At 69.8% G+C, this 19,493-nt stretch carries 17 protein-coding genes; 9 read left to right on the top strand and 8 right to left on the bottom strand.

Annotation, left to right across the window (positions count from 1 at the left end; all coding sequences use genetic code 11):
* The first annotated feature begins 22 nt into the window (after positions 1-22).
* On the top strand, positions 23-613 hold the full coding sequence (locus EV137_RS04845) for a winged helix-turn-helix domain-containing protein (RefSeq protein WP_134126797.1): 591 nt from the start codon (positions 23-25) through the stop codon (positions 611-613).
* On the top strand, positions 610-1,833 hold the full coding sequence (locus EV137_RS04840; RefSeq protein WP_134126795.1) for an MFS transporter: 1,224 nt from the start codon (positions 610-612) through the stop codon (positions 1,831-1,833). The genes EV137_RS04845 and EV137_RS04840 overlap by 4 nt, the downstream gene beginning before the upstream one ends.
* Here the strand turns inward: EV137_RS04840 and EV137_RS04835 are convergent.
* A complete protein-coding gene (locus EV137_RS04835; RefSeq protein ID WP_134009399.1) occupies positions 1,790-3,049 on the bottom strand; it encodes an HRDC domain-containing protein in 1,260 nt (419 codons plus the stop codon). The genes EV137_RS04840 and EV137_RS04835 overlap by 44 nt on opposite strands.
* Positions 3,046-3,648, bottom strand: coding sequence for a DUF3000 domain-containing protein (locus tag EV137_RS04830; protein ID WP_134009401.1), 603 nt, complete (start codon positions 3,646-3,648; stop codon positions 3,046-3,048). The genes EV137_RS04835 and EV137_RS04830 overlap by 4 nt, the downstream gene beginning before the upstream one ends.
* A gap of 116 nt (positions 3,649-3,764) precedes the next feature.
* On the opposite strand from EV137_RS04830, the gene hemE reads away from it, so the two are divergent.
* Genes hemE through EV137_RS04805 form a run of 5 tightly spaced genes read left to right on the top strand, consistent with a single transcriptional unit; the run spans position 3,765 to position 7,797 of the window.
* Positions 3,765-4,820, top strand: a complete 1,056-nt coding sequence (gene hemE, locus EV137_RS04825) for a uroporphyrinogen decarboxylase (RefSeq protein WP_134126793.1) — start codon at positions 3,765-3,767, stop codon at positions 4,818-4,820.
* The gene (locus tag EV137_RS04820) at positions 4,807-5,313 is read left to right on the top strand and encodes a GNAT family N-acetyltransferase (protein ID WP_134126791.1); all 507 of its coding nucleotides are present in this window, start codon (positions 4,807-4,809) and stop codon (positions 5,311-5,313) included. Before hemE ends, EV137_RS04820 begins: the two co-directional genes overlap by 14 nt.
* Positions 5,310-6,728, top strand: a complete 1,419-nt coding sequence (hemG, locus tag EV137_RS04815; RefSeq protein ID WP_238175088.1) for a protoporphyrinogen oxidase — start codon at positions 5,310-5,312, stop codon at positions 6,726-6,728. The genes EV137_RS04820 and hemG overlap by 4 nt, the downstream gene beginning before the upstream one ends.
* The gene (hemQ, locus tag EV137_RS04810; RefSeq protein ID WP_238175087.1) at positions 6,725-7,420 is read left to right on the top strand and encodes a hydrogen peroxide-dependent heme synthase; all 696 of its coding nucleotides are present in this window, start codon (positions 6,725-6,727) and stop codon (positions 7,418-7,420) included. The genes hemG and hemQ overlap by 4 nt, the downstream gene beginning before the upstream one ends.
* Positions 7,420-7,797: a VOC family protein gene (locus EV137_RS04805; protein ID WP_134009408.1), complete on the top strand. Its 378-nt coding sequence runs from the start codon at positions 7,420-7,422 to the stop codon at positions 7,795-7,797. Before hemQ ends, EV137_RS04805 begins: the two co-directional genes overlap by 1 nt.
* Here the strand turns inward: EV137_RS04805 and EV137_RS04800 are convergent.
* The 6 genes from EV137_RS04800 to EV137_RS04775 all read right to left on the bottom strand — a co-directional run bounded on the left by EV137_RS04800 (position 7,794) and on the right by EV137_RS04775 (position 17,650).
* A complete protein-coding gene (locus EV137_RS04800; protein WP_134009411.1) occupies positions 7,794-9,830 on the bottom strand; it encodes an AAA family ATPase in 2,037 nt (678 codons plus the stop codon). The two genes, EV137_RS04805 and EV137_RS04800, sit on opposite strands and share 4 nt — an antisense overlap.
* Before the next feature lie 73 nt (positions 9,831-9,903).
* Entirely contained in the window at positions 9,904-10,320 is a 417-nt protein-coding gene (gene msrB / locus EV137_RS04795) for a peptide-methionine (R)-S-oxide reductase MsrB (RefSeq protein WP_134009413.1), read from the bottom strand.
* Positions 10,321-10,394: 74 nt separating this feature from the next.
* Positions 10,395-12,785, bottom strand: a complete 2,391-nt coding sequence (locus EV137_RS04790) for a DUF8508 domain-containing protein (RefSeq protein ID WP_134126789.1) — start codon at positions 12,783-12,785, stop codon at positions 10,395-10,397.
* Positions 12,786-12,857: 72 nt separating this feature from the next.
* On the bottom strand, positions 12,858-14,219 hold the full coding sequence (locus EV137_RS04785) for an adenylate/guanylate cyclase domain-containing protein (protein WP_134126787.1): 1,362 nt from the start codon (positions 14,217-14,219) through the stop codon (positions 12,858-12,860).
* On the bottom strand, positions 14,212-15,291 hold the full coding sequence (locus EV137_RS41935) for an NAD(P)/FAD-dependent oxidoreductase (RefSeq protein WP_375372029.1): 1,080 nt from the start codon (positions 15,289-15,291) through the stop codon (positions 14,212-14,214). Before EV137_RS41935 ends, EV137_RS04785 begins: the two co-directional genes overlap by 8 nt.
* Before the next feature lie 751 nt (positions 15,292-16,042).
* Positions 16,043-17,650, bottom strand: a complete 1,608-nt coding sequence (locus tag EV137_RS04775; protein ID WP_134126783.1) for a M4 family metallopeptidase — start codon at positions 17,648-17,650, stop codon at positions 16,043-16,045.
* Positions 17,651-17,818: 168 nt separating this feature from the next.
* Between EV137_RS04775 and EV137_RS04770 the strand changes: the two genes are divergently transcribed.
* Both EV137_RS04770 and EV137_RS04765 read left to right on the top strand, forming a co-directional pair.
* On the top strand, positions 17,819-18,910 hold the full coding sequence (locus EV137_RS04770; RefSeq protein ID WP_134126781.1) for a DNA polymerase domain-containing protein: 1,092 nt from the start codon (positions 17,819-17,821) through the stop codon (positions 18,908-18,910).
* 64 nt (positions 18,911-18,974) lie between these two features.
* Entirely contained in the window at positions 18,975-19,448 is a 474-nt protein-coding gene (locus EV137_RS04765) for a carboxymuconolactone decarboxylase family protein (protein ID WP_134009424.1), read from the top strand.
* The last annotated feature ends 45 nt before the right edge of the window (positions 19,449-19,493 follow it).

Below are 19,493 nucleotides of genomic sequence, written 5' to 3'. Positions count from 1 at the left end.
TTCGAAAGAGTACTTTCGATGCATGCCGACGCCGCATCGCCGCCTCAGTGACCCGCGGGAGCTCAACGCGCTGGCCCATCCGGTCCGGATGGCCCTCGTCGAGCTGTTGTCGGTCAGCGGCCCGTTGACCGCGACCGAGCTTGCCGATCGGCTGGACGAGACGCCCGCCAACTGCTCGTGGCACCTGCGGAAGCTCGCCCAGCACGGGTTCGTGGTCGAGGCCGAGGGTGGGAAGGGGCGGCAGCGGCCCTGGACGGTGCCCGGTCTCGGATTCCGCTGGGACGAGGAGCATGCGTCGCCATCTGTCGAGGAGCGGCGGGCCGCGCAGGCGCTGTCCGAGGTAGTCATGGGGCGGGCCATCGACCGGCTGCGGGAGTCGCAGGAGCGCGCGCCGGAGGACGCCGAGGAGTGGCGTGCCGCACGGAGCAACACGGAGATGATCGCCTGGCTGACTGCGGACGAGCTCAGGGAGATGAACGACGCGATCAACGCCGTCCTCGACCGGCACGTGGAGCGGCTGACCGACCCGGCGCAGCGGCCGGCCGGCGCGCGGCTCTGCGAGTTCGTCTCCTGGGGCGTACCGACGTACTTCCCAGGGGTCGAGCCGGCATGAGGAAGCTGTTCGCGCAGCCCGGGTTCCCGCGCCTCTTCGGTGGGCTGAGTACGTCGATGCTCGGCGACTCGGTGATGCTGCTGGTGCTGAGCATGTGGGTGAAGACCCTCACCGGCTCCAACGCGCTCGCCGGCCTGACGTTCTTCTTCATGGTGCTTCCCGCGCTCGGTGCCCCACTGCTCGGCGTCTGGGTGGACCGGCTGCCCCGCAAGGCGATCCTCGTCTGGGGCAACTTCGCCAGTGCGGTCGCGGTGCTGCCCCTCGTGCTCGTGCGGGACGAGAGCGACGTGTGGCTGATCTGGCTGGTCGCCTTCCTGTACGGCGTTTCGTTCGTCGTACTGCCCGCCGCGGTCAACGGGCTCCTCAAAGAGCTGCTGCCGGACGACCTGCTGGTCGACGCCAATTCCAGCCTCGCCACGCTCAAGGAGGGCTACCGGCTGTTCGGCCCACTGGTCGGCGCCGCGATCTTCGCGACCGCGGGCGGCTGGCTGGTGGCGGTCGTCGACGCGACCACGTTCGCCGTGGCCGGCGTGCTGATTGCGACCCTCAAGGTCACCGAGACGCCTGCTCCGGCAAGGCACAGCTTCCGGGAGGATGTCCTGGCCGGCGTTCGCTTCCTGGCCGGCGACCGGGTGCTCCGGCACGTCCTCGCCGGACTGGCGATCTCGATTCTCGTCATCGGCTTCTTCGAGTCGTCGATCTACGCGCTGATGGACGCGTTCGGCAAGCCGCCGACCTTCTCGGGCGTCTTCGTGACGTGCCAGGGCGTCGGAGCGATCATCGGCGGTCTCACCGCCGGCCGCGCCGTACGCCGTCTCGGTGAGATCCTCTGCTGTGCTCTGGGTCTGACTGTGCTGGCTGTCGCGACCGTCGTCTGTATCGCCGCGCCCACCATCGCCGTGGTGCTGGTCGGCGCGGCCATCTGCGGTCTCGGACTGCCGTGGACCTTCGTCGCGTTCACGACGCTCATGCAGCGACGCTCGCCGACGCACCTCATCGGCCGGGTGTCGACCGCGGTCGACGTCCTCGTCTCCACCCCGCAGGCGATCTCGCTGGCTCTCGGCAGTCTGCTGGTCAGCCTGCTCAGCTATCGCCAGATCTTCGCCATCATCGCAGCCGTGATCCTGCTCGGCGCACTCCAGATCGTCCTCACCCTCCGGGACGAGATCCGGCAGGTCAGTCGAGGGGTTTCTTCGCCTCGGAGGTCATTGCTGCCGTGAGGACTTCGGCGGTGAGGGCGATCTGCCACTCGCGGGCGTGATGGTCGCGGAGGAACGTTTCGACGACTTCGCGACTCATGTCCGGTGGTGGGGACCAGGCCAGGCGGCGGATCGTGTCCGGGGCGAGGAGGTTCTCGGTGGGGAGGCGGTGGGCCTCGGCGATCTCGGCGACGGCGGCGCGGGCGGCCGACAGGCGGGCCGCGGCGTCCGGGTCGCGGTCGGCCCAGGCGCGGGCCGGCGGCGGGCCGTCGTACCTCGGGCCTTGCTTGGGGAGTTCGGAGTCGGGGAGCCTGCGGGCGTGGTCGATGGCCTCCCACCAGGTCCGCATGTGGCGGTGGGCGCCGCGGCCTTTGAAGGCGGTCAGCTTCTGCAGCGTGTCGCGGTCGGTCGGCATCGCGGACGCCGCCTCGACGATTGCGGCGTCCGGCAGCACGCGGCCGGGGGAGATGTCGGCCGACGCGGCGATCTGGTCGCGGGCCTCCCAGAGCGCCCGGACGACGGCCAGGCTGCGGCGGTTCCGGACCCGGTGCATACCCGACGTACGGCGCCATGGGTCCGGTTTCGGCTCCCGCGGGGGAGCGTCCAGGATCGCGGCGAACTCCTGCTCCGCCCAGTCCCACTTGCCTTCGCGGCGCAGCTCCTGCTCGATCGCGTTCCGCAGCTCGATCAGCATCTCGACGTCCAGGGCTGCGTACACCAGCCAGGGCGCCGGGAGCGGCCGGGTCGACCAGTCGGCCGCGGAGTGCTCCTTGCGCATCCGGTAGCCGAGTACTTCGCTCACGAGCGAGGCGAGCCCGACCTTCGGGTACCCGAGCAGGCGGCCGGCGAGTTCGGTGTCGAACACCTGCCGCGGCACCATCCCGACCTCGGCCAGGCAGGCCAGGTCCTGGTTCGCGGCGTGGATGATCCACTCGGTGTCGACGATCGCGTCGCCGAGCACGGACAGGTCGCCGAACGGGATCGGGTCGACGAGCGCGGACCCGGAGCCCTCACGGCGCAGCTGGACGAGGTACGCGCGGTGCGAGTAGCGGTAGCCGGAGGCGCGCTCGGCGTCGACAGCCACCGGGCCCGTGCCGGAGCGGAACGCCTCGACGGTGTCGTTGAGCGCGGAATCGGAGTCGATCACCTCCGACAACCCGTCCCTGAGTTCCAGCAGGGGCAGGTTCGCGATCGGGTCGTCCGGAGCGGACGACGGCTGGGTGTTGGCTGGGCTCATCGGCCCCGCTGTCCACGCCGGGTCGGCATTGCGACCACCCCCGGCGGCACCGGCGGCAGTCCGGCCGCCGTACACAGCACCTCACCCCACGCCTCGGCGTGCCGGGTCACGTCGACCGTCCCGCCGGGGCCGGGCACGGGACTCCAGGACGCGCGGATCTCGATCTCCGCGGTCGCGTCGTCGTCGGCCATGCCGCCGAAGCTCTCCGATACCACCCTGGTGACGGTACCGCTCGGGGCCAGGAAGTCGGCACCGCGGTCCCCGAGAGCCTCCATCAGCCAGGTCCAGCCCACGCCGCCGAGCAGCGCGTCGGTCACCATCTCCGGTTCGACGGCGGCGCGCACGTATGCGACACAGCGGAAGGTCGACTGCCAGGCGTCGTTCCCGTCCGGGTCGTAGAGGACGACCAGGCGGCCGGTGGCGACATCGTCGCCGTCGACCGTCACGTCGGCGCTGACCGCCGCCGCATGCGGTGCGATCCGCTGCGGTGCGGGCATCTCCTCGACGAAAACCTCGGGTCGGAACCGGGCACCTCGTAACTGCGAGACTGCCTCGGCGAACTCCGCGGGTGGCGCGTCGACCTGCTTGCGGGCACCCATGTCGGCAGCCTACGACTGATTACTCACCGCCGCCTGCTAAGACGCGCCGGTAGCTGTGTGTATGCCAGGCGCGACCGGGTCGCTGTGCCGTGATCACAGCGTGGGATCATCGCTGTGTGCCAGTGACGCCACCCTCCACTCCGGACCGTTCCGCCTATCTGCTCGCCGCTCGGGGTGAGCCGGTGCCGCACACTCCGGTGTGGTTCATGCGGCAGGCCGGGCGGGCGCTGCCCGAGTACCGTGCCGTCCGCGAGGGCATCACGATGCTCGAGTCCTGTATGCGGCCCGACCTCGTCGTGGAGATAACGCTGCAGCCGGTCCGCCGTTACGGCGTCGACGCGGCGATCTACTACTCCGACATCGTGCTCCCGCTCAAAGCGGCCGGTTTCGGCGTCGAGATCAAGCCGGGTGTCGGTCCGGTCGTCGCGGACCCGATCCGGGACGCCGCAGGCGTTGCCACGGTGCGTCCGGTCACTCCGAGCGACGTTTCGTTCACCACGGAGTCCGTGCAGCAGTTGGTCACCGAGCTCGGCGGTACGCCGTTGATCGGGTTCGCCGGTGCCCCGTTCACGGTCGCGTCGTACCTGGTCGAGGGCGGGCCCAGCAAGGACTTCGCCAAGACCAAGGCGATGATGCACGGCAAACCCGACCTGTGGCACGCGCTGGCCGACCGGCTGGCCGACGTCGCCATCGCGTACCTGGCCGTGCAGGTCGAGGCCGGCGCTTCGGCGATCCAGTTGTTCGACTCGTGGGCCGGTGGGTTGTCGCCGCGGGACTACGAGCGGTTCGTGCTGCCGCACTCCGCGAAGGTGTTCGAGGCGCTCAAGGAGTACGGCGTACCGCGGGTGCACTTCGGTGTGAACACGGGCGAGCTGCTCGGTCTGATGAGCGCGGCCGGGGCCGATGTCGTCGGCGTCGACTGGCGCGTCCCCCTGGACGAGGCAGTACGGCGCGTCGGTTCGAAGCCGCTGCAGGGCAACCTGGACCCGGCCCTGCTGTTCACCGGGTGGGAGACCATCGAGCCGGAGATCGACCGGATCCTCGCCGAGGGCAAGGCGGCTCCCGGTCACATCTTCAACCTCGGCCACGGCGTCCCGCCGAACGCCGATCCCGAGGTGTTGCACCGGGTCGCGCAGTACGTCCAGACGAAGTCGGCCCATGTACCTGCCTGATTACGACGTCACCCTGGAGCCGCTGGGAGCGGACCACGCGGACGCGGTGCTCGCGTTCGAGCAGGAGAACCGGCAGTACTTCGCCTCGTGGATCTGGGACCGCGGCGACGAGTTCTTCACGGACTACGCGACCCGGCACGCCGCGCTGCTCGCCGAGCAGGAGGCCGGCGTCTGCCGCTTCCACGTGCTGGTCGACAACACCGGAGCCGTGGTCGGCCGGGTGAACCTGATGGACCTCGAGAACGGGTCGGCCGAGCTGGGCTACCGGATCGCCGAGAAGTGGGCCGGGAAGGGCCTCGCGACAGCGGCCGTGCGGGCGCTCATCGAGGTCGCACGGACGGAGTACGGACTGAAGGCGCTCACGGCCGGGGCCTCGAACCACAACGGCGCCTCGCAGGCGGTGCTGACGCGCACCGGATTCCGGCCGGTCGGGAGCTCCAGCACCGACCTCGGGCCGGGAACGAAGTACGAGTTGAGCTTGGAGTCCGAGTGAACGGCGTGAACCGGGTGGTTGTGGTCGGCGGCGGGATCAGCGGGCTGGCGGCGGCGCATGCGCTCGCGACCGGACCGAACCCGCCGCGGATCACGGTCCTCGAAGGGTCGCCGCGGCTCGGCGGGAAGCTGGCCGGGGACGCGATCGAGGGGGTGCCGGTCGATCTGGGCGCCGAGTCGGTGCTGGCGCGGCGGCCGGAGGCGGTGGAGCTGATCCGGGCCGTCGGGCTCGGGGACGACCTGGTGCATCCGGCAACCACCTCGGCCGGGCTGTGGATCGGCGACCGGATCCGCGCGATCCCGCCGACCGTGATGGGCGTCCCGGTCGATCCGGCCGCGACCGCCGACGTACTCGGGGACGCGGCCGCCGAGCAGGTCGCGCACGAGGCCGAACTGCCCGCGCCCGCGCTGACGGAGGATGTGGCGATCGGGCGGTTCGTCGCCGACCGCATGGGGTCCGCGGTGACCGACAAGCTGATCGACCCGCTGCTCGGCGGGGTGTACGCCGGGAAGGCCGAGGAGATCTCGCTCGCCGCCGCCGTACCCGACCTGTACGCGAAGCTGCGGACCGCGCCGAGCCTGCTCGCCGCCACGGCCGAGCTGCGCGAACTGGGCCAGAAGCGCGCCGGCCAACCGGTCTTCGCCGGCATCGTCGGCGGCATCAACCGCCTGATCGGAGCCCTCGAGCAGGAGCTGACCGCTCGCGGCGTCGAGATCCGCACCAAGCTCGCCGTACGCCGGATCTCGCGGACCGCCGACGGGTTCGAGCTGGAGGCGGGACCCGTGCCCGCGCCGACGTACCTCTCGGCGGACGCGGTCGTGGTCGCCGTACCGGCTGCTCCGGCCGGACGGATGCTGGGGGAGTTGGTGCCCGCGGCATCGACCGAGCTGGCGGGTATCGAGTACGCGAGCATGGCGATCGTCACGCTCGCCGTCCGGAAGCGGGACTGGCCGACGGAGGCCGCCGGGTCGGGGTTCCTGGTGCCGTCCGTGGAGGGCCGGACGATCAAGGCGTCGACGTACTCGCACGCCAAGTGGGCGTGGTCCGCGGAGGCCGGTGGTGACCTCGCGGTACTGCGCGCCTCGGTCGGGCGGCTCGGTGAGGAGTACGTGCTGCAGCGGTCCGACGAGGAGCTGGTTCGGCTCGCGGTGGCAGATCTGCGCACGGCGATCGGACTGCAGGCCGAGGTGGTCGGGTCGCTGGTGACGCGGTGGGGCGGTGGTCTTCCGCAGTACGCCGTCGGTCACTTGGATCGCGTCGACCGGATGGAGGCCGCGGTGTCCGGCGTACCCGGGCTGGAGGTGTGCGGAGCGGCGTACCGGGGTGTCGGGATCGCCGCGTGTGTGGCCTCGGGCGGCAAGGCGGCCACCCGGGTGCGGGAACACCTGAACGCATTGGAGACAATGAAGTCGTGACTGGTAAGCCGAAAGCCCGTGAGCTCAACGATGTCATCCGCTACACCCTGTGGTCGGTGTTCAAGGTCGAGACGCCGCTCGGTGACGTCGACCGGGACGAGCTGACCGCCGAGCTCAACGATCTGGTCGGGAAGCTGGCCGCCGCCGACGTGGTGATCCGCGGGTTCTACGACGTCGAGGGCTTCCGGGCGGACGCCGACTTCATGATCTGGTGGCACGCGCCGACCTCGGACGCGCTGCAGAAGGCGTACCACCAGTTGCGCCGCTCACGGCTCGGGCGGCACCTGGTGCCGGTCTGGTCGCAGTTCGCGCTGCACCGGCCGGCCGAGTTCAACAAGAGCCACATTCCGGCGTTCCTGGCCGACGAGGAGCCGCGCGGCTACATCTGCGTGTACCCGTTCGTCCGGTCCTACGAGTGGTACCTGCTGCCGGACGAGGAGCGCCGGTTCATGCTCGCCGAGCACGGCAAGATGGCGCGCACCTACCCGGACGTGCGGGCGAACACCGTGGCGTCGTTCGCGCTCGGTGACTACGAGTGGATCCTCGCGTTCGAGGCCGACGAGCTGCACCGGATGGTCGACCTGATGCGCGACCTGCGCGCGTCGACGGCCCGCCGGCACGTCCGCGAGGAGATCCCGTTCTACACCGGCAAGCGGACCGAGCCCGGCGATCTGATCGCCAACCTGGTCTGATGCACCGCAAGGCGTTCCCGGTGCTGTACGTGTCCGACGTACGCCGGTCCGTCGACTTCTACGCGCTCCTCGGCTACGAACCGACGTACCAGTTCCCGCTGGAGGGCGACCCGCACTACGTCGGCCTGGAGCGCGGCGAGTCGTCCCTCGGCCTGTCCGACGCCAACTGGCCCGAGGCCCAGCTCGGCATCACGGTCGGTACGGCGCCGCGCTTCGAGCTGTTCGTGTACGTCGACGACGTCGAGGCGGAAGTGGAACGCTTCCGCGCGGCCGGCCACCCGGTCCTGCAGGAGCCGGCCACGATGCCCTGGGGCGAGCGCCAGGCGTACCTCGCCGACCCGGAGGGCAACCCGGTCGCGCTCGCCACCCCGGTTTAGGTGCCGGGCTTCTGCAGCAGGTAGTCCTCGGCGCGCATCGAGGTCGGGGGCCGGACGTCGGACGGGATCAGCTCGCGCAGGTCTCGCTCGGTGAGCTTGTCCGGGTCGCTGGCGGACAGCCGGGTGGCCTGGTTGGAGACGGCCTCCTCGAGCACGTTCCGGATGAAACGGCCGTTACCGAAGCTATGGCCACGCGGCGCGGGCGGGATGACGGCGCGGACCTTGTCCAGCACTTCCTCGCCGTAGATCATGCCCTTCTGCCGGGCCTGCAGCTCGAAGATCGCGACCAGCTGGTCGGTGTCGTACTCGCTGAACGACAACAGCTTCGGGAACCGGGACTGCAGACCGGTGTTGGACTCCATGAACCGCTGCATCTCGCGGTGGTACCCGGCGACGATCACGATGCAGTCGTTGCGGTGGTCCTCCATCAGCTTCAGGATCGTCGCGACCGCTTCCAGGCCGTAGTCGCCCGGAGTGTTCTCCGGCGTCAGGCTGTACGCCTCGTCGATGAACAGCACACCGCCGAGCGCCTCGCGGAACTTGGCAGCGGTCATCGGCGCGGTCGAACCGACCCCGGCTCCGACCAGGTCGGAGCGGTCGACCTCGACCACGTGGCCCTTCTCCAGGACGCCGAGCTGGTGGTAGATCCGGCTGAGCAGACGGGCGATCGTGGTCTTCGCCGTACCGGGCTTGCCGACGAACACCATGTGCCGCGCACGCTCGTGACTCGGGAGCCCGAGCTCGGCCCGGCGGAGGTTCGTCTTCACCTCGGCGACCATTTTGCGGACCGCGTCCTTGACCGACTCCAGGCCGATCAGCGAGTCGAGCTCGGCCAGCGGGTTGTCGCTGTAGTCGACCGGCTTCGGCAGCGGATCGTCGAGCGTGCCGCCTTCTGCGTCGCCCGCCCTCTCCTCTTCATCCTTCTTGACGTCCTTCCAGGCGGCCGAGAGTGAGGCCTCCTGGTTGGCCGCTGCCTGGTTCTCGAGGGCGCTCCACCGCTCCCGGTCGAGCATCCGGAACAGCGTGGTCAGGTCCGGCACCTCCGGCTCCGGCCACGGCGCCCGGTTGAGCACACCGGCCAGGTGTACGCCGACGCGCGCGGCGGCGGCGCCCCAGGACCGGGCGAGCGGCGCCTGGCCGTTGCGGATCGCGCGGGACATCCACTGGTTGACATGGCCGTGCCAGGTCTGCAGCGAGAACGTCGGGTCGATCTCCTGGAGTGCCTTGTGCACGTCAATTGCGGAGTTGCCGAGAACGGTCGCGACGGACTTCGGGATTCCGCGCAGTCCGGTCGCCAGGATCAGCTCGGCCAGTACCTGGGCGAAGTCGCCGGCGTACTCGTCCGGGCTCAGCATCAGCATCCGGGCGTGCGTGTCCCGGACCGAGTTCAGCGAGTACCGCAGGGCGGCGGTGGGGCCGGCGAGCTCGGGGAGTACGGCGCGCTCGGAGTCCTTGAGCGCCTCGGTACGCCAGTACTTCGCGATGTCGTCGTACTCGCCGGCGACGTGCAGTTCGGTGAGCTCACGGTCGGCCAGGACGCGGTCGAACGCGGCGGTCAGGGCCGTGGCGCGGGCCGCCATCGGGGGAGCGTCGACGAACATCGCGGCGACGTTGCGGGAAAGCTGCAGAGCGTGCCTGCGGCCGTTCTCGCGGAAGCCGCGCGCGCCGGCGATCGCCTGCAGGTGCCAGTCGGTCTGCGCGGCGTAGATCACGTGGCCGCTGCCGCCGAGGCGGGAGGACGGCCGGTAGAACTCGTGGGTCAGCTCGGTCCCCAGGTCGGCGTACTCACCGTGCAGGACCGGGATCCACCCGGTCAGCAGCGGTGCTACCTGGTGGGTGTACCAGACCGCGGCGGGTGTGCCCTTGACGAAGTCCGGGAACGCCTCGGGGCGCAACGGCCGCAGCGCCTCGGGATCGTCGGCCCAGGCCTTGAGCTGCGCCCGGATGCGGGCCAGCCACGCGCCCGGCACCTCCCACGGCTCCTCCGCCGCCAGCACATCGAGAACCCGCGGACCACGGACGTCGTCAGCCACCAATTTCCTTCCCCAGACTCCACCAGCCGCCCCAGTCTAGGACCCCACCGGGCTAGCGTCGGTCAGGCGCGGCTCAGGCCGGCGCGAGGGTGAGGCTGATGCTGTTGATGCAGTAGCGGAGGTCCGTGGGGGTGCCGTAGCCCTCGCCCTCGAAGACGTGGCCGAGGTGGGAGCCGCAGTTGGCGCAGCGGACCTCGACGCGCTTCATGCCGAGGGCGTGGTCCTCGATGTACTCGACCCGGTCCTCGGCGAGCGGCGCGAAGAACGACGGCCAGCCGCAGTGCGAGTCGAACTTGGTCTCGCTCCGGAACAGCTCCGCGTCGCACGCCCGGCACTTGTACACGCCGACCGTCTTGGTGTCGGTGTACTCACCGACGAACGGCCGCTCGGTGCCGGCCTGGCGCAGCACGTGGAACTCGGCGGGGGAGAGCTCGGCCTTCCACTCCGCCTCGGACTTCTGTACGGCGTACTGCTTGGTGGAATCAGTCACGACTCAAGTATCGGCGCCCGGGCAAGGAAAATCCCGCCCGGGCGCCCCACGTAAGACTGCCGCAACACTCAGGGTTACCGCACCCAGGACGGCAGCGGGACCAGTTTCACCACCTGCGGGTCGTGGTCGGAGATCTGGTCCGGGAACTCCGCGTTCATGTGGACGACGTCGTACGCCGACGCCGGCCGCAGGTTCTGCGAGATCAGGATCTGGTCCAGGATCTGGCTGTTGCCCTCGAACACGTAGCTGTACCGCTCCGGCAGCGGCAGTGTCCGCGGCAGGTCGATCAGCGCGGTCTTGCCCGAGCCGACCAGGATGTCCGCGGTCTGCGACCAGTCGAAGTCGTTCAGGTCACCGAGGACGACGACGTTCGCGCCCTTGTCCTTGGCCAGGATCTGGTCCACGAACCCGCGCACCACGGTCGCCTGCTGGTGCCGCTTCTCCGCGGTCACCTGCACCGGCGGCTGGAAGCGGCCCCACAGCGGGTTGTCGCCGCCCTTCGAACTGAAGTGGTTCACGACCACGAACACGGTCTGCCCGTGCCACTTGAACTCGCCCGCGAGCGGCACCCGGGTGGCGGCCCAGGTCGGGTTGGCCGGGTCGATCCGGCCCGGCGACGCGCTCAGGTGCGGCCGGCCGGCGTTGTCCGTGACGATCGTGGTCGGTGTCGTCGAGGTCCCGCCGGGTGTGTCGACGAACTTCACCGCCTTGTCCGTCCGGTACAGGAACGCGACCCGGATGTTGCCGCCTGGCTCGCCGCCTTCGGCGTTGTTCACCGGGTCGATCTGCTTCCAGGTGTACTGCGGCCCGCCCGCCTTCACGATCGCCGCCGCCAGCAGGCCGAGCGTCTTGTCCGCGCTCGTCGTACCGGAGTTGACCGCGCCGTCGTCGTCCTGGACCTCCTCGAGTCCGAGGATGTCCGGCGACGCGAGGTTGTGCACGACCGCCTGGGCCAGCCCGTCGAACTTGGCGTCGCCGTCGGACGGGTCCAGGTTCTCCACGTTGAACGTCGCCACCGACAGCTGCACCGGCGACGAGGCCTTGGTCGTCTCGCGCTTGACCCCGCCGTCGATCACGGTCGGCGTGGTGGTCGGCAACAGCTTGAAGTTGCCGAACGAGTAGTCGAGGACGCCTGTCACCACACCGGCCAGCTTGTCGCCCGTCTTCGCGTCCGGGATCGCGGTCAGTACGTCGTCCAGCAGCACCCGCTCCGGGTTGCTGTCGGTCTTCTGCAGCAGGATCCCGCCGCGGACCGTGCGCACACCCGCACCAGCCGGTACGACGGACAGTTCGCGGAACGAACTCGTCGGACCGGTGACCTCAGGCTGGTTGATCCCCAGCCACATCCCCTCCAGCGACTCCCAGAAGTCGAGACCGTCGGTAGCCGGGTCGAACGCCGTGCTGGTCGTTTCCACGTCACCGGACGCGTCGTCCTCGATCACGGTCGACGGCGGCACGCGCCCGCCCGCTCCGACGATGGTCGGCGCAGGTACGGCGGCAGTCCCGGTCACGGTGACCTTCGGGTTGGTCAGCTCGGTGGTCGTCAGGTTCGTCGTACCGCCGGAGCCGCCCGGGCGGAACTCGGCGACCGAACCTTCGACCGTCACGGCGTCGCCCACGGAGACCGTCGGCGCGGAGCTGGTGAACACGAACAGGCCCTCGCTGGTGGCCGGGTCCGCGTCCGGTTGCGGGTCCTGGAACCAGAACCCGTTGCTGCCCTTCACCGTCACCACACCGGTGACGTTCGCGACCTGCTTGCCGTCCAGCGGAGACCGGTGCGCGGCGCCCTGGATGTCGTGGATCTTCGCGTCCACCGGCGGCTCGGCCGGACCACCGGTGAGTGTGCCCGGCGACGGGTTGCCCGCGGCGAAGTCGGCACTGTTGTTGTCGGTGTCCTTCGCCGGGTCGATCCGCGCGGCCGAGGTCGTGTTCGACAGGCCCGGCGCGGGTGCGGTCTCGGAGTCCGTCGCGCTGCCGTAGCCGACGTAGTCCTTGACGCCCGCGTCCGCGTGGCAGGTGGTGGCGCCGCAGGCGAGGGCGGTCTGGTTCGTGACCAGCGCGACCTTGCCGGTGGCCGCGGACATCAGGATGGTCCCGGTCGCGTTGGCCGTCGGAAGGGGCTGGCCGTTCCCGGCGCCGGCGCCCTCCTGGACCAGGTAGGCGGCTCCGGGCGCGATGGTTCCGGTCAGCTTCGTCACCTGCCACGACGATCCGGTGGACGAGGCGTACTGGATCGACCAGCCGCTCACGTCGGCCGGGGCCGAGCTGTTGTTGGTCAGCTCCACGAAGTCGTTCTGGTACGGCGCGCCGCTGTTGCCGCCACCGCCGTACACCTCGGTGATGAGCACATCGGCGGACGCGGCGTCGGCGGGCCGAGCGATCAGTGCGGCAGCGCCGGCTAAGACGAGACTCGAAGTGACCACGAGAGCGCCCAGGCGGCGCCGTGATCGGTACAGGGCAGACATTCCCGGATTCTCACACCGGTATGCGGTCCTTCCAAGGTCCAACACGTGAACACGTGCCGAAGGCAGGGGTGATCATTCGCCGCGCAACGCCAGTAGGCGGTAGACCTCGACCGGCTCGGCCTTTCCCTTCAAACTGACCAGCCCGAGGGACTCGGTGCGCGCCTCCGGCAGCAGCGCCTTCGTCGCCGGCCCGATCGCGACCGTCCCACCCGGGGCCTTCCCCTCGATCCGCGACGCGACGTTCACGGTGTCCCCGATGACGGTATGCGTTCTCCCGCCTTCCGTCCCGAGCAGCGTCACGGACGCGATCCCGCTGTTGATCCCGACCCGGAACCGCGGCCAGTTCGTATGCGCTGCCTGTACGACGGCCGCCGCCTCCTGCAGCGCCAGGCCGGCCTCGGCCGCTCGTCGCGCATGGTCCGGCTGGTCGCCGCGTTTGTTGAACGTGACCATCAAGGCGTCCCCGATGATCCGGTCGACGTCGCCGCCGTGCCGTTGGACGACCTGGGGTACGACGACCTGGAAGTACGTGTTGAGCATCGCCGTGACCTCGGACGGGTCGTGCTGCTCCGAGAACGACGTGAACCCTTGCAGGTCCGCGAACAGCACGCTCAGCTCGCGCCGTCCCGACACCGTGTCCTCTTGGTACAGGTCAGCGAACCGTTCCTCGTACCACTGGATCCGGACCCCGGCGACGACCAGCACGAACGCGCTGAGCATGAGCACGTGCCACTCCCACCACGACAACGCCCAGTTCCGCGCGAACACCAGCGCGACCATCGCCTCGCCGAGCAGCACGAACGCCGCGATCATCGACAGCAGCATCAGCGACGGCCGCGTCCACCACGTCCGCAAGTACCTCGCGGCAGCAACGCCGTACAGGACAACCGTGGGTACGGCGAGGGTGGTGAGGATGCCGTCGGCAACTTCCGGTACGGACGTCGCGTGCAGCGGCCAGATCCGCAGTACCGAAGCAGCCGCCCACAAGGCCATCAGCACGAGCAGACCGACCCGCAGCCTTCGTCCCCACGCGATACCGGAGACGGTCAGGCTCGACAGGAACGCGAACGCCGACGCCAAGGCGACCCCGATCGGCGTCGCGAGCGTGAAGCCGGCGTTCGGCGTGTCCAGCAGCACCTTCGGCGTCGCCAGCGCGTGCAGGCCGAGAAAGCCTGCCGCGGACAGGAAAGCCAGCGACACGAACAGCACCCGCGCATCACCTCGCCGCAGTGCCGCGGCGCCGGTCGTGTAGGCGAGTACGGCGCTCAGCGCGGCAGTCAGCAGCACCAGCCAGAAGTGTGCGGGATGATGCTCCCAATGCACGTCGAGCCGTGGCTCCCGCAGCACCATAGCGAGGCCCACGAGCGGCAGGAGCAGCACCAGGGCAGTCAGCCCGACCATGGCCGGCGTGTAGACGAACTTCCGCTCAGGCATCCGACCGGACCTTGAGGTGCGTGTGGATCTGCGAAACCACCACCGATCCCTCACCGACCGCCGACGCCACCCGCTTCACTGAGGCGCACCGTACGTCACCGACTGCGAACAGACCCGGCACCGTCGTCTCGTACGGCTGTGGCGGCCGATCCTCGTGCCACTGCGGATCCACGGCGGCGTCCGATCCGGTCAGCACGAAACCGTGCGCATCCCGCCCCACCTCGGCCGGCAGCCAATCGGTTCCCGGCACCGCCCCGATCATCACGAAGAGTCCGTCGGCCTGGACCGTCTCCTCGTCACCGGTCCGCCGATCCCGCAGTACGACGTACTCCAGCCGACCGTCGCCACCGCCGCCGGTCACCTCGCTCGACGCCCGCACGACGACGTTGTCGGCGGCAACGATCGCGTCGATGAGGTACTGCGACATGCTCGCCGCCAGATCCTCACCACGGATCACCAGCAGCACCCGCCGGCAGTATCGCGCGAGGTGCAGGACCGCCTGCCCTGCCGAGTTCCCACCACCGACCACGCACGCATCCCGATCCTGCAGACCATGCGCCTCGGACACACTCGCGCCGTAGTACACGCCGGCGCCCACGAGCTTCTCCAGCGACGGTACGTCGAGGCGCCGGTAGGACACGCCGCTCGCCAACACGACGGCTCGGGCTGTCACCTCGCCCACCGCACCGATCGCGGCGACGAACTGATCGCCCCGCTTCTCCAGCCGCTCCACTGTCCGCATGAGCACGAAATGCGCCCCGAACACCCACGCCTGCTGGTATCCGCGCTGGGCCAGCTCCGACCCGCGAATGCCGCGCGAGAACCCGAGATAGTTGCGGATCAGCGAACTCGTCCCGGCCTGCCCACCGATCGACTCACGCTCCACGACCAGCGTCCGCAATCCCTCGGACGACCCGTACACGGCCGCGGCCAGCCCGCCCGGTCCGGCCCCGACGACCAGCAGGTCGAACGACCGGTCCGCGTCGGGCGCCAACGTGGTCGGGACGCCCCACGCCTCGGCGATCTCCACGTCGGTCGGATCGTGCAGGACCGCACCGCCGACGGCCGGCATCCACACCAGCACCCCGTCGCCGGGGTCCGGCTCGCCGATGAACTCGAGTACGTCGTTCGCGAGCGCCGAACCGCTGTCCCGGAACGCGCTCGGGATCCCGTTGCGGGCCAGCAGACTGCGCACGGCCTGCCCGCGCACGGACGTACTGGCCGCGATCACGACCACTTCACGCAGGTTGGCGACCTCGAAGCGCGACCACTCCTGGACGAACTCCGCCACCGTGCGGTGGAACAGTTCGTCGTGCGCGATCCACGGCTTCAGCACGTAGTAGTTGATGTCGCCGACCGACATCGCGGTCAGGATCGCCGATGCCGTCGTACGTCGCGCCCAGGCACCCCACTCGATCAGCAGCGCCCGTCGCGCGTCGGGGTGCAGCGTCCGCGACGCCGCGAGAATCTCGGCCCGTTCGTCATCGGGGAGCGCATGGTCGACCATCACCACGGCGACCCGCTGCTCCCACTCGTGCGCGCGCCGTAGACAGTCGAGCGCGGCCGCCGCCGTCACCTCGCCGCGGACCCGGAAGTCCGCGCCGAAGCCGCGGTCCAACTCGGTCTCGCACCGCTCCAGACGCTCCGGGTCAGCGTCGACGACGAGCAGTACCGGCCGCGCTGTACGAAGCCGCGGCCCACCCCCGGGCACCCCACCCATGTCTGTGACGGTAGGTCCGCGCAAACACGGTGGCAATGGTCAAAACGTTTGTTCACCGGTCCTGTCCGCCCCAGTGGGACAGGACCGGTGAACTCTCAGGTTGTCAGTTCACGCTGACAGCCGACCAGGTGGCGGCGACGGCGGCCCGCTCCGGGCTGCTGGCGCCGTACAGGTCGGTGGCCGCGTTCAGCGTGGCGGTCCGGGCCTGCGCGTACGTCGTACCGCTCGTCATGTACGTCGTCAGCGCGCGGAACCAGATCTTGCCGAGCTTGTCGTGCCCGATCCCGGCCAGCGTCGTGCCGTTGCAGGTCGACCCGTTGTGCGGCAGGCCGCCGATCGTCTTCGCGCCGGTGCCCTCGGCAAGCAGGTAGGCGAAGTGGTTCGCCACGCCGGAGGAGTAGTGCACGTCGAGGTTGCCGACACCGGAGGACCAGCAGTCGGCGGAGTTGCCGTCCTTGCTCGGCTTGTCCATGTACCGGAGCGCCGGGCGGTCCTTCATGATCTCCTCGCCGATGTAGTAGTCACCGGGGTCGGAGGCGTTGCTGGAGTAGAACTCGACGAGCGTGCCGAAGATGTCGCTGGTCGCCTCGTTCAGGCCGCCGGACTCGCCGGAGTACGTGAGGTTCGCGGTGTGCTCGGTGACGCCGTGGGACATCTCGTGGCCGGCCACGTCGATCGAGACCAGCGGACCCGCCACGACGTTGTCGCCGTCGCCGTACGTCATCTGCTTGCCGTCCCAGAACGCGTTCACGTAGTTGGAGCCGTAGTGCACGCGGCTCGGGACGCCCTTGCCGTCGCCGAAGATCCCGTTCCGGCCGTGGACGTTCTTGTAGTAGTCGTACGTCGTCGCGGCGCCGTAGTGCGCGTCGACGGCGGCCGTGGCTCGGTCGGAGTTCGCGCCGGTGCCCCAGTGGTTGTCCGCGTCGGTGAACCGGGTCGGTGCCGTGCAGCCGAAGCCGAACAGCTGGCACAGGAGCGAGTCGGTCTTGTTGTTCGCGTCGGCGGTGTAGCCCCCGCCGCGGGTCGCATCGGTCAGCGTGAAGCCACCGGTCGCCGTGGAGGTCTGGAGCGGCACCGTCCCGCTGTACAGGCTCTTGCCGTCACCGGTCGCGGTCTCGATGTGCTGCTCGCTGACCAGCTTCGCGCCCGTCAGGGCGTCCACCGTCGTCGTGATGCGGCTCGGCGTACCGTCGGCCTGGGTGCCGACCGCTGTGACCAGGTAGGCCAGCCGCGGCGCGCCATTGCGGGCCTCGATCACCAGACTCGGCTTGCCGTCGGCCTTCAGGCCCTTGGCGAGCGCCTTCGTGGCAGCGGTCGCGCTGCTGACCTTCGGCGTACGGGCGACGTTCGCGCTCCTGCCCAGCGACAGGCTGGCGCCCTTGAAGGCGCCGTCCTTCGACTGGTGGACGACGACGTCGCCGCCGAGGACCGGCAGGCCCCCGATCGTGCGGTCCATCCGGACGTGGCTGGAGCCGTCCTTGTCGACGATCACGTCCTTGACCACGAACGCGTCGGCCGTCGTGGCCCGCAGCGCGGTCAGGTTGCTGCTGATCGCTTCCTTGGCCTTGGCGACGGCCGCGGCGGGGGTGGGGACAGGGGACGCCGTCGGCGCACCGGTCGCTGTGCCTGTTGCTGTGGTGGCGCTGGTCAGTCCGAGGGCGGTGGTGGTCGCCACTGCAGTCGCAGCGGCGAACAGGGCGGATCTGTTCATCCTCGCGCTCCTTGTCAGGTGTCCCGGGGGCCTCACGCCCCAGGAACGAGGTGCAGGAACGTTACCGCCCGGTCACCTACCGTGGCCAGAGGTCGAGAAAAGTTGCCTTTCCCGTGCGCCCAACGGAAATCCTGCGGATTTGTCCGGCCGGGGCGATACGGTCACGGCATGGCGAAGAGCACAGCGGTGATGCTCACCGTGGGGGACCGGGAGGTCCGGGTGTCCAGCCCCGATCGGGTGGCCTACGAGGCGACCGACTGGGCTCCGGAGGTCACCAAACTGCAGGTCTGCGAGTACTTCGTCGCGGTGGCTCCCGCGTTCATGCGAGCGTCGGGCGACCGCCCGGTCGCTCTGGAACGCTGGCCCGGCGGATGGCGTGAAGGGATGACGCTGTCGGTGGACGCGACCGGTCGTCAGACGGGGGACGGCTTCTACTCGAAGCGGCTCCCGAAGGGCGCGCCCGACTGGCTCGAGACCTGCCGCGTGCTGACGCCGAACGGGCGCCCGATCGACGAGTTGTGCCTGAGCGAGCCCGCCGCCGCGGTATGGGCGGCGCAGATGGGGACGCTGACCTTCCACCCGTGGGCTGTTCGCAAGGGCGATCTGGATCGTCCCGACGAGCTGCGCATCGACCTCGACCCGCAGCCCGGCGCGACCTTCGCAGATGCCCGGCGGGTGGCCGGCGTCGCCCGCGAACTCCTCGAGGAGCTCGGCCTGCGCGGATATCCGAAGACCAGCGGCAACCGGGGCATCCACATCTACGTGCGGATCCGGCCGGAGTGGAGCTTCGACGAGGTCCGGCACGCCGCCATCGGCCTCGGCCGCGAGCTCGAACGCCGCGACGACGGTGTGACCACCGCCTGGTGGAAGGAGCAACGCGGCGAGGCCTCGATCTTCCTGGACTTCAACCAGAACCTCAGAGACCGCACGGTCGCGGGCGCCTGGTCGCTCCGGCCGCGACCCGGGGCGCCGGTGAGTACACCGATGACGTGGGAGCGCCTCGCCGAGGTCGACGATCCGCGGGCGTTCAACCTGCACACGGTTCCGGAGTACCTCGCCGACGGCGACCCGTGGGCGGACATGGACGACACGGCGTACCCGCTGGAGCCGTTGCTGCGGCTGTGGGAGGAGCTTCCCGGCGGCGAACTGAACTTCCCGCCGGACTACCCGAAGATGCCGGGTGAGCCGCCACGGGTCCAGCCGAGCAAGAAGGTCGCCGAGCACTGGGACGAGCAGGGCAACCGCATCATCCCGGACTGACACTTTGCAGGGCCGTCTCGTCGGATGGGTGTCAAACGCTCATTCGCAAGGAGAGACACCTGTTATGGACGCTCGTCTGGACCTGTTCACCAACCCCGTCCTCACCAAGTTCATCAAGCACCTGAACAGCGCGGCCCGGGTCGCGACCACCGTCGGGGTCCCATTGACCACGCTCGAGCTGGTCGAGCTACGGGTCAGCCAGATCAACGGCTGCGCCTATTGCGTCGACATGCACTCGAAGGATCTCGCGCACCACGGCGAGACCCCGGTCCGGATCAACCTCGTCGCGACGTGGCGTGAAGCCACCGTCTACACCGAGGCCGAACGCGCCGCGCTCGCGCTGGCGGAGGCCGGCACCCGGATCGCCGACGCCGCCGGCGGAGTCTCCGACGACGTGTGGCTGAACGCCACCAAGCACTACAACGAGGAGCAGTTGGGCGCCCTGGTCGCGGTAATCGCCGGCATCAACACCTGGAACCGCCTGAACGTCATCACCCAGCAGCCCGCAGGCGACTACGTCCCCGGCCAGTGGGGCTGACCTGCCCACTGAACTGGAGGGTTGCCCCCCGAAAATCTCAGGGGG

Source organism: Kribbella pratensis, assembly GCF_004366075.1.
In the GTDB taxonomy this organism is placed as follows: Bacteria; Actinomycetota; Actinomycetes; order Propionibacteriales; family Kribbellaceae; genus Kribbella; species Kribbella pratensis.
This window is presented reverse-complemented; position numbering and strand designations above follow the sequence as displayed.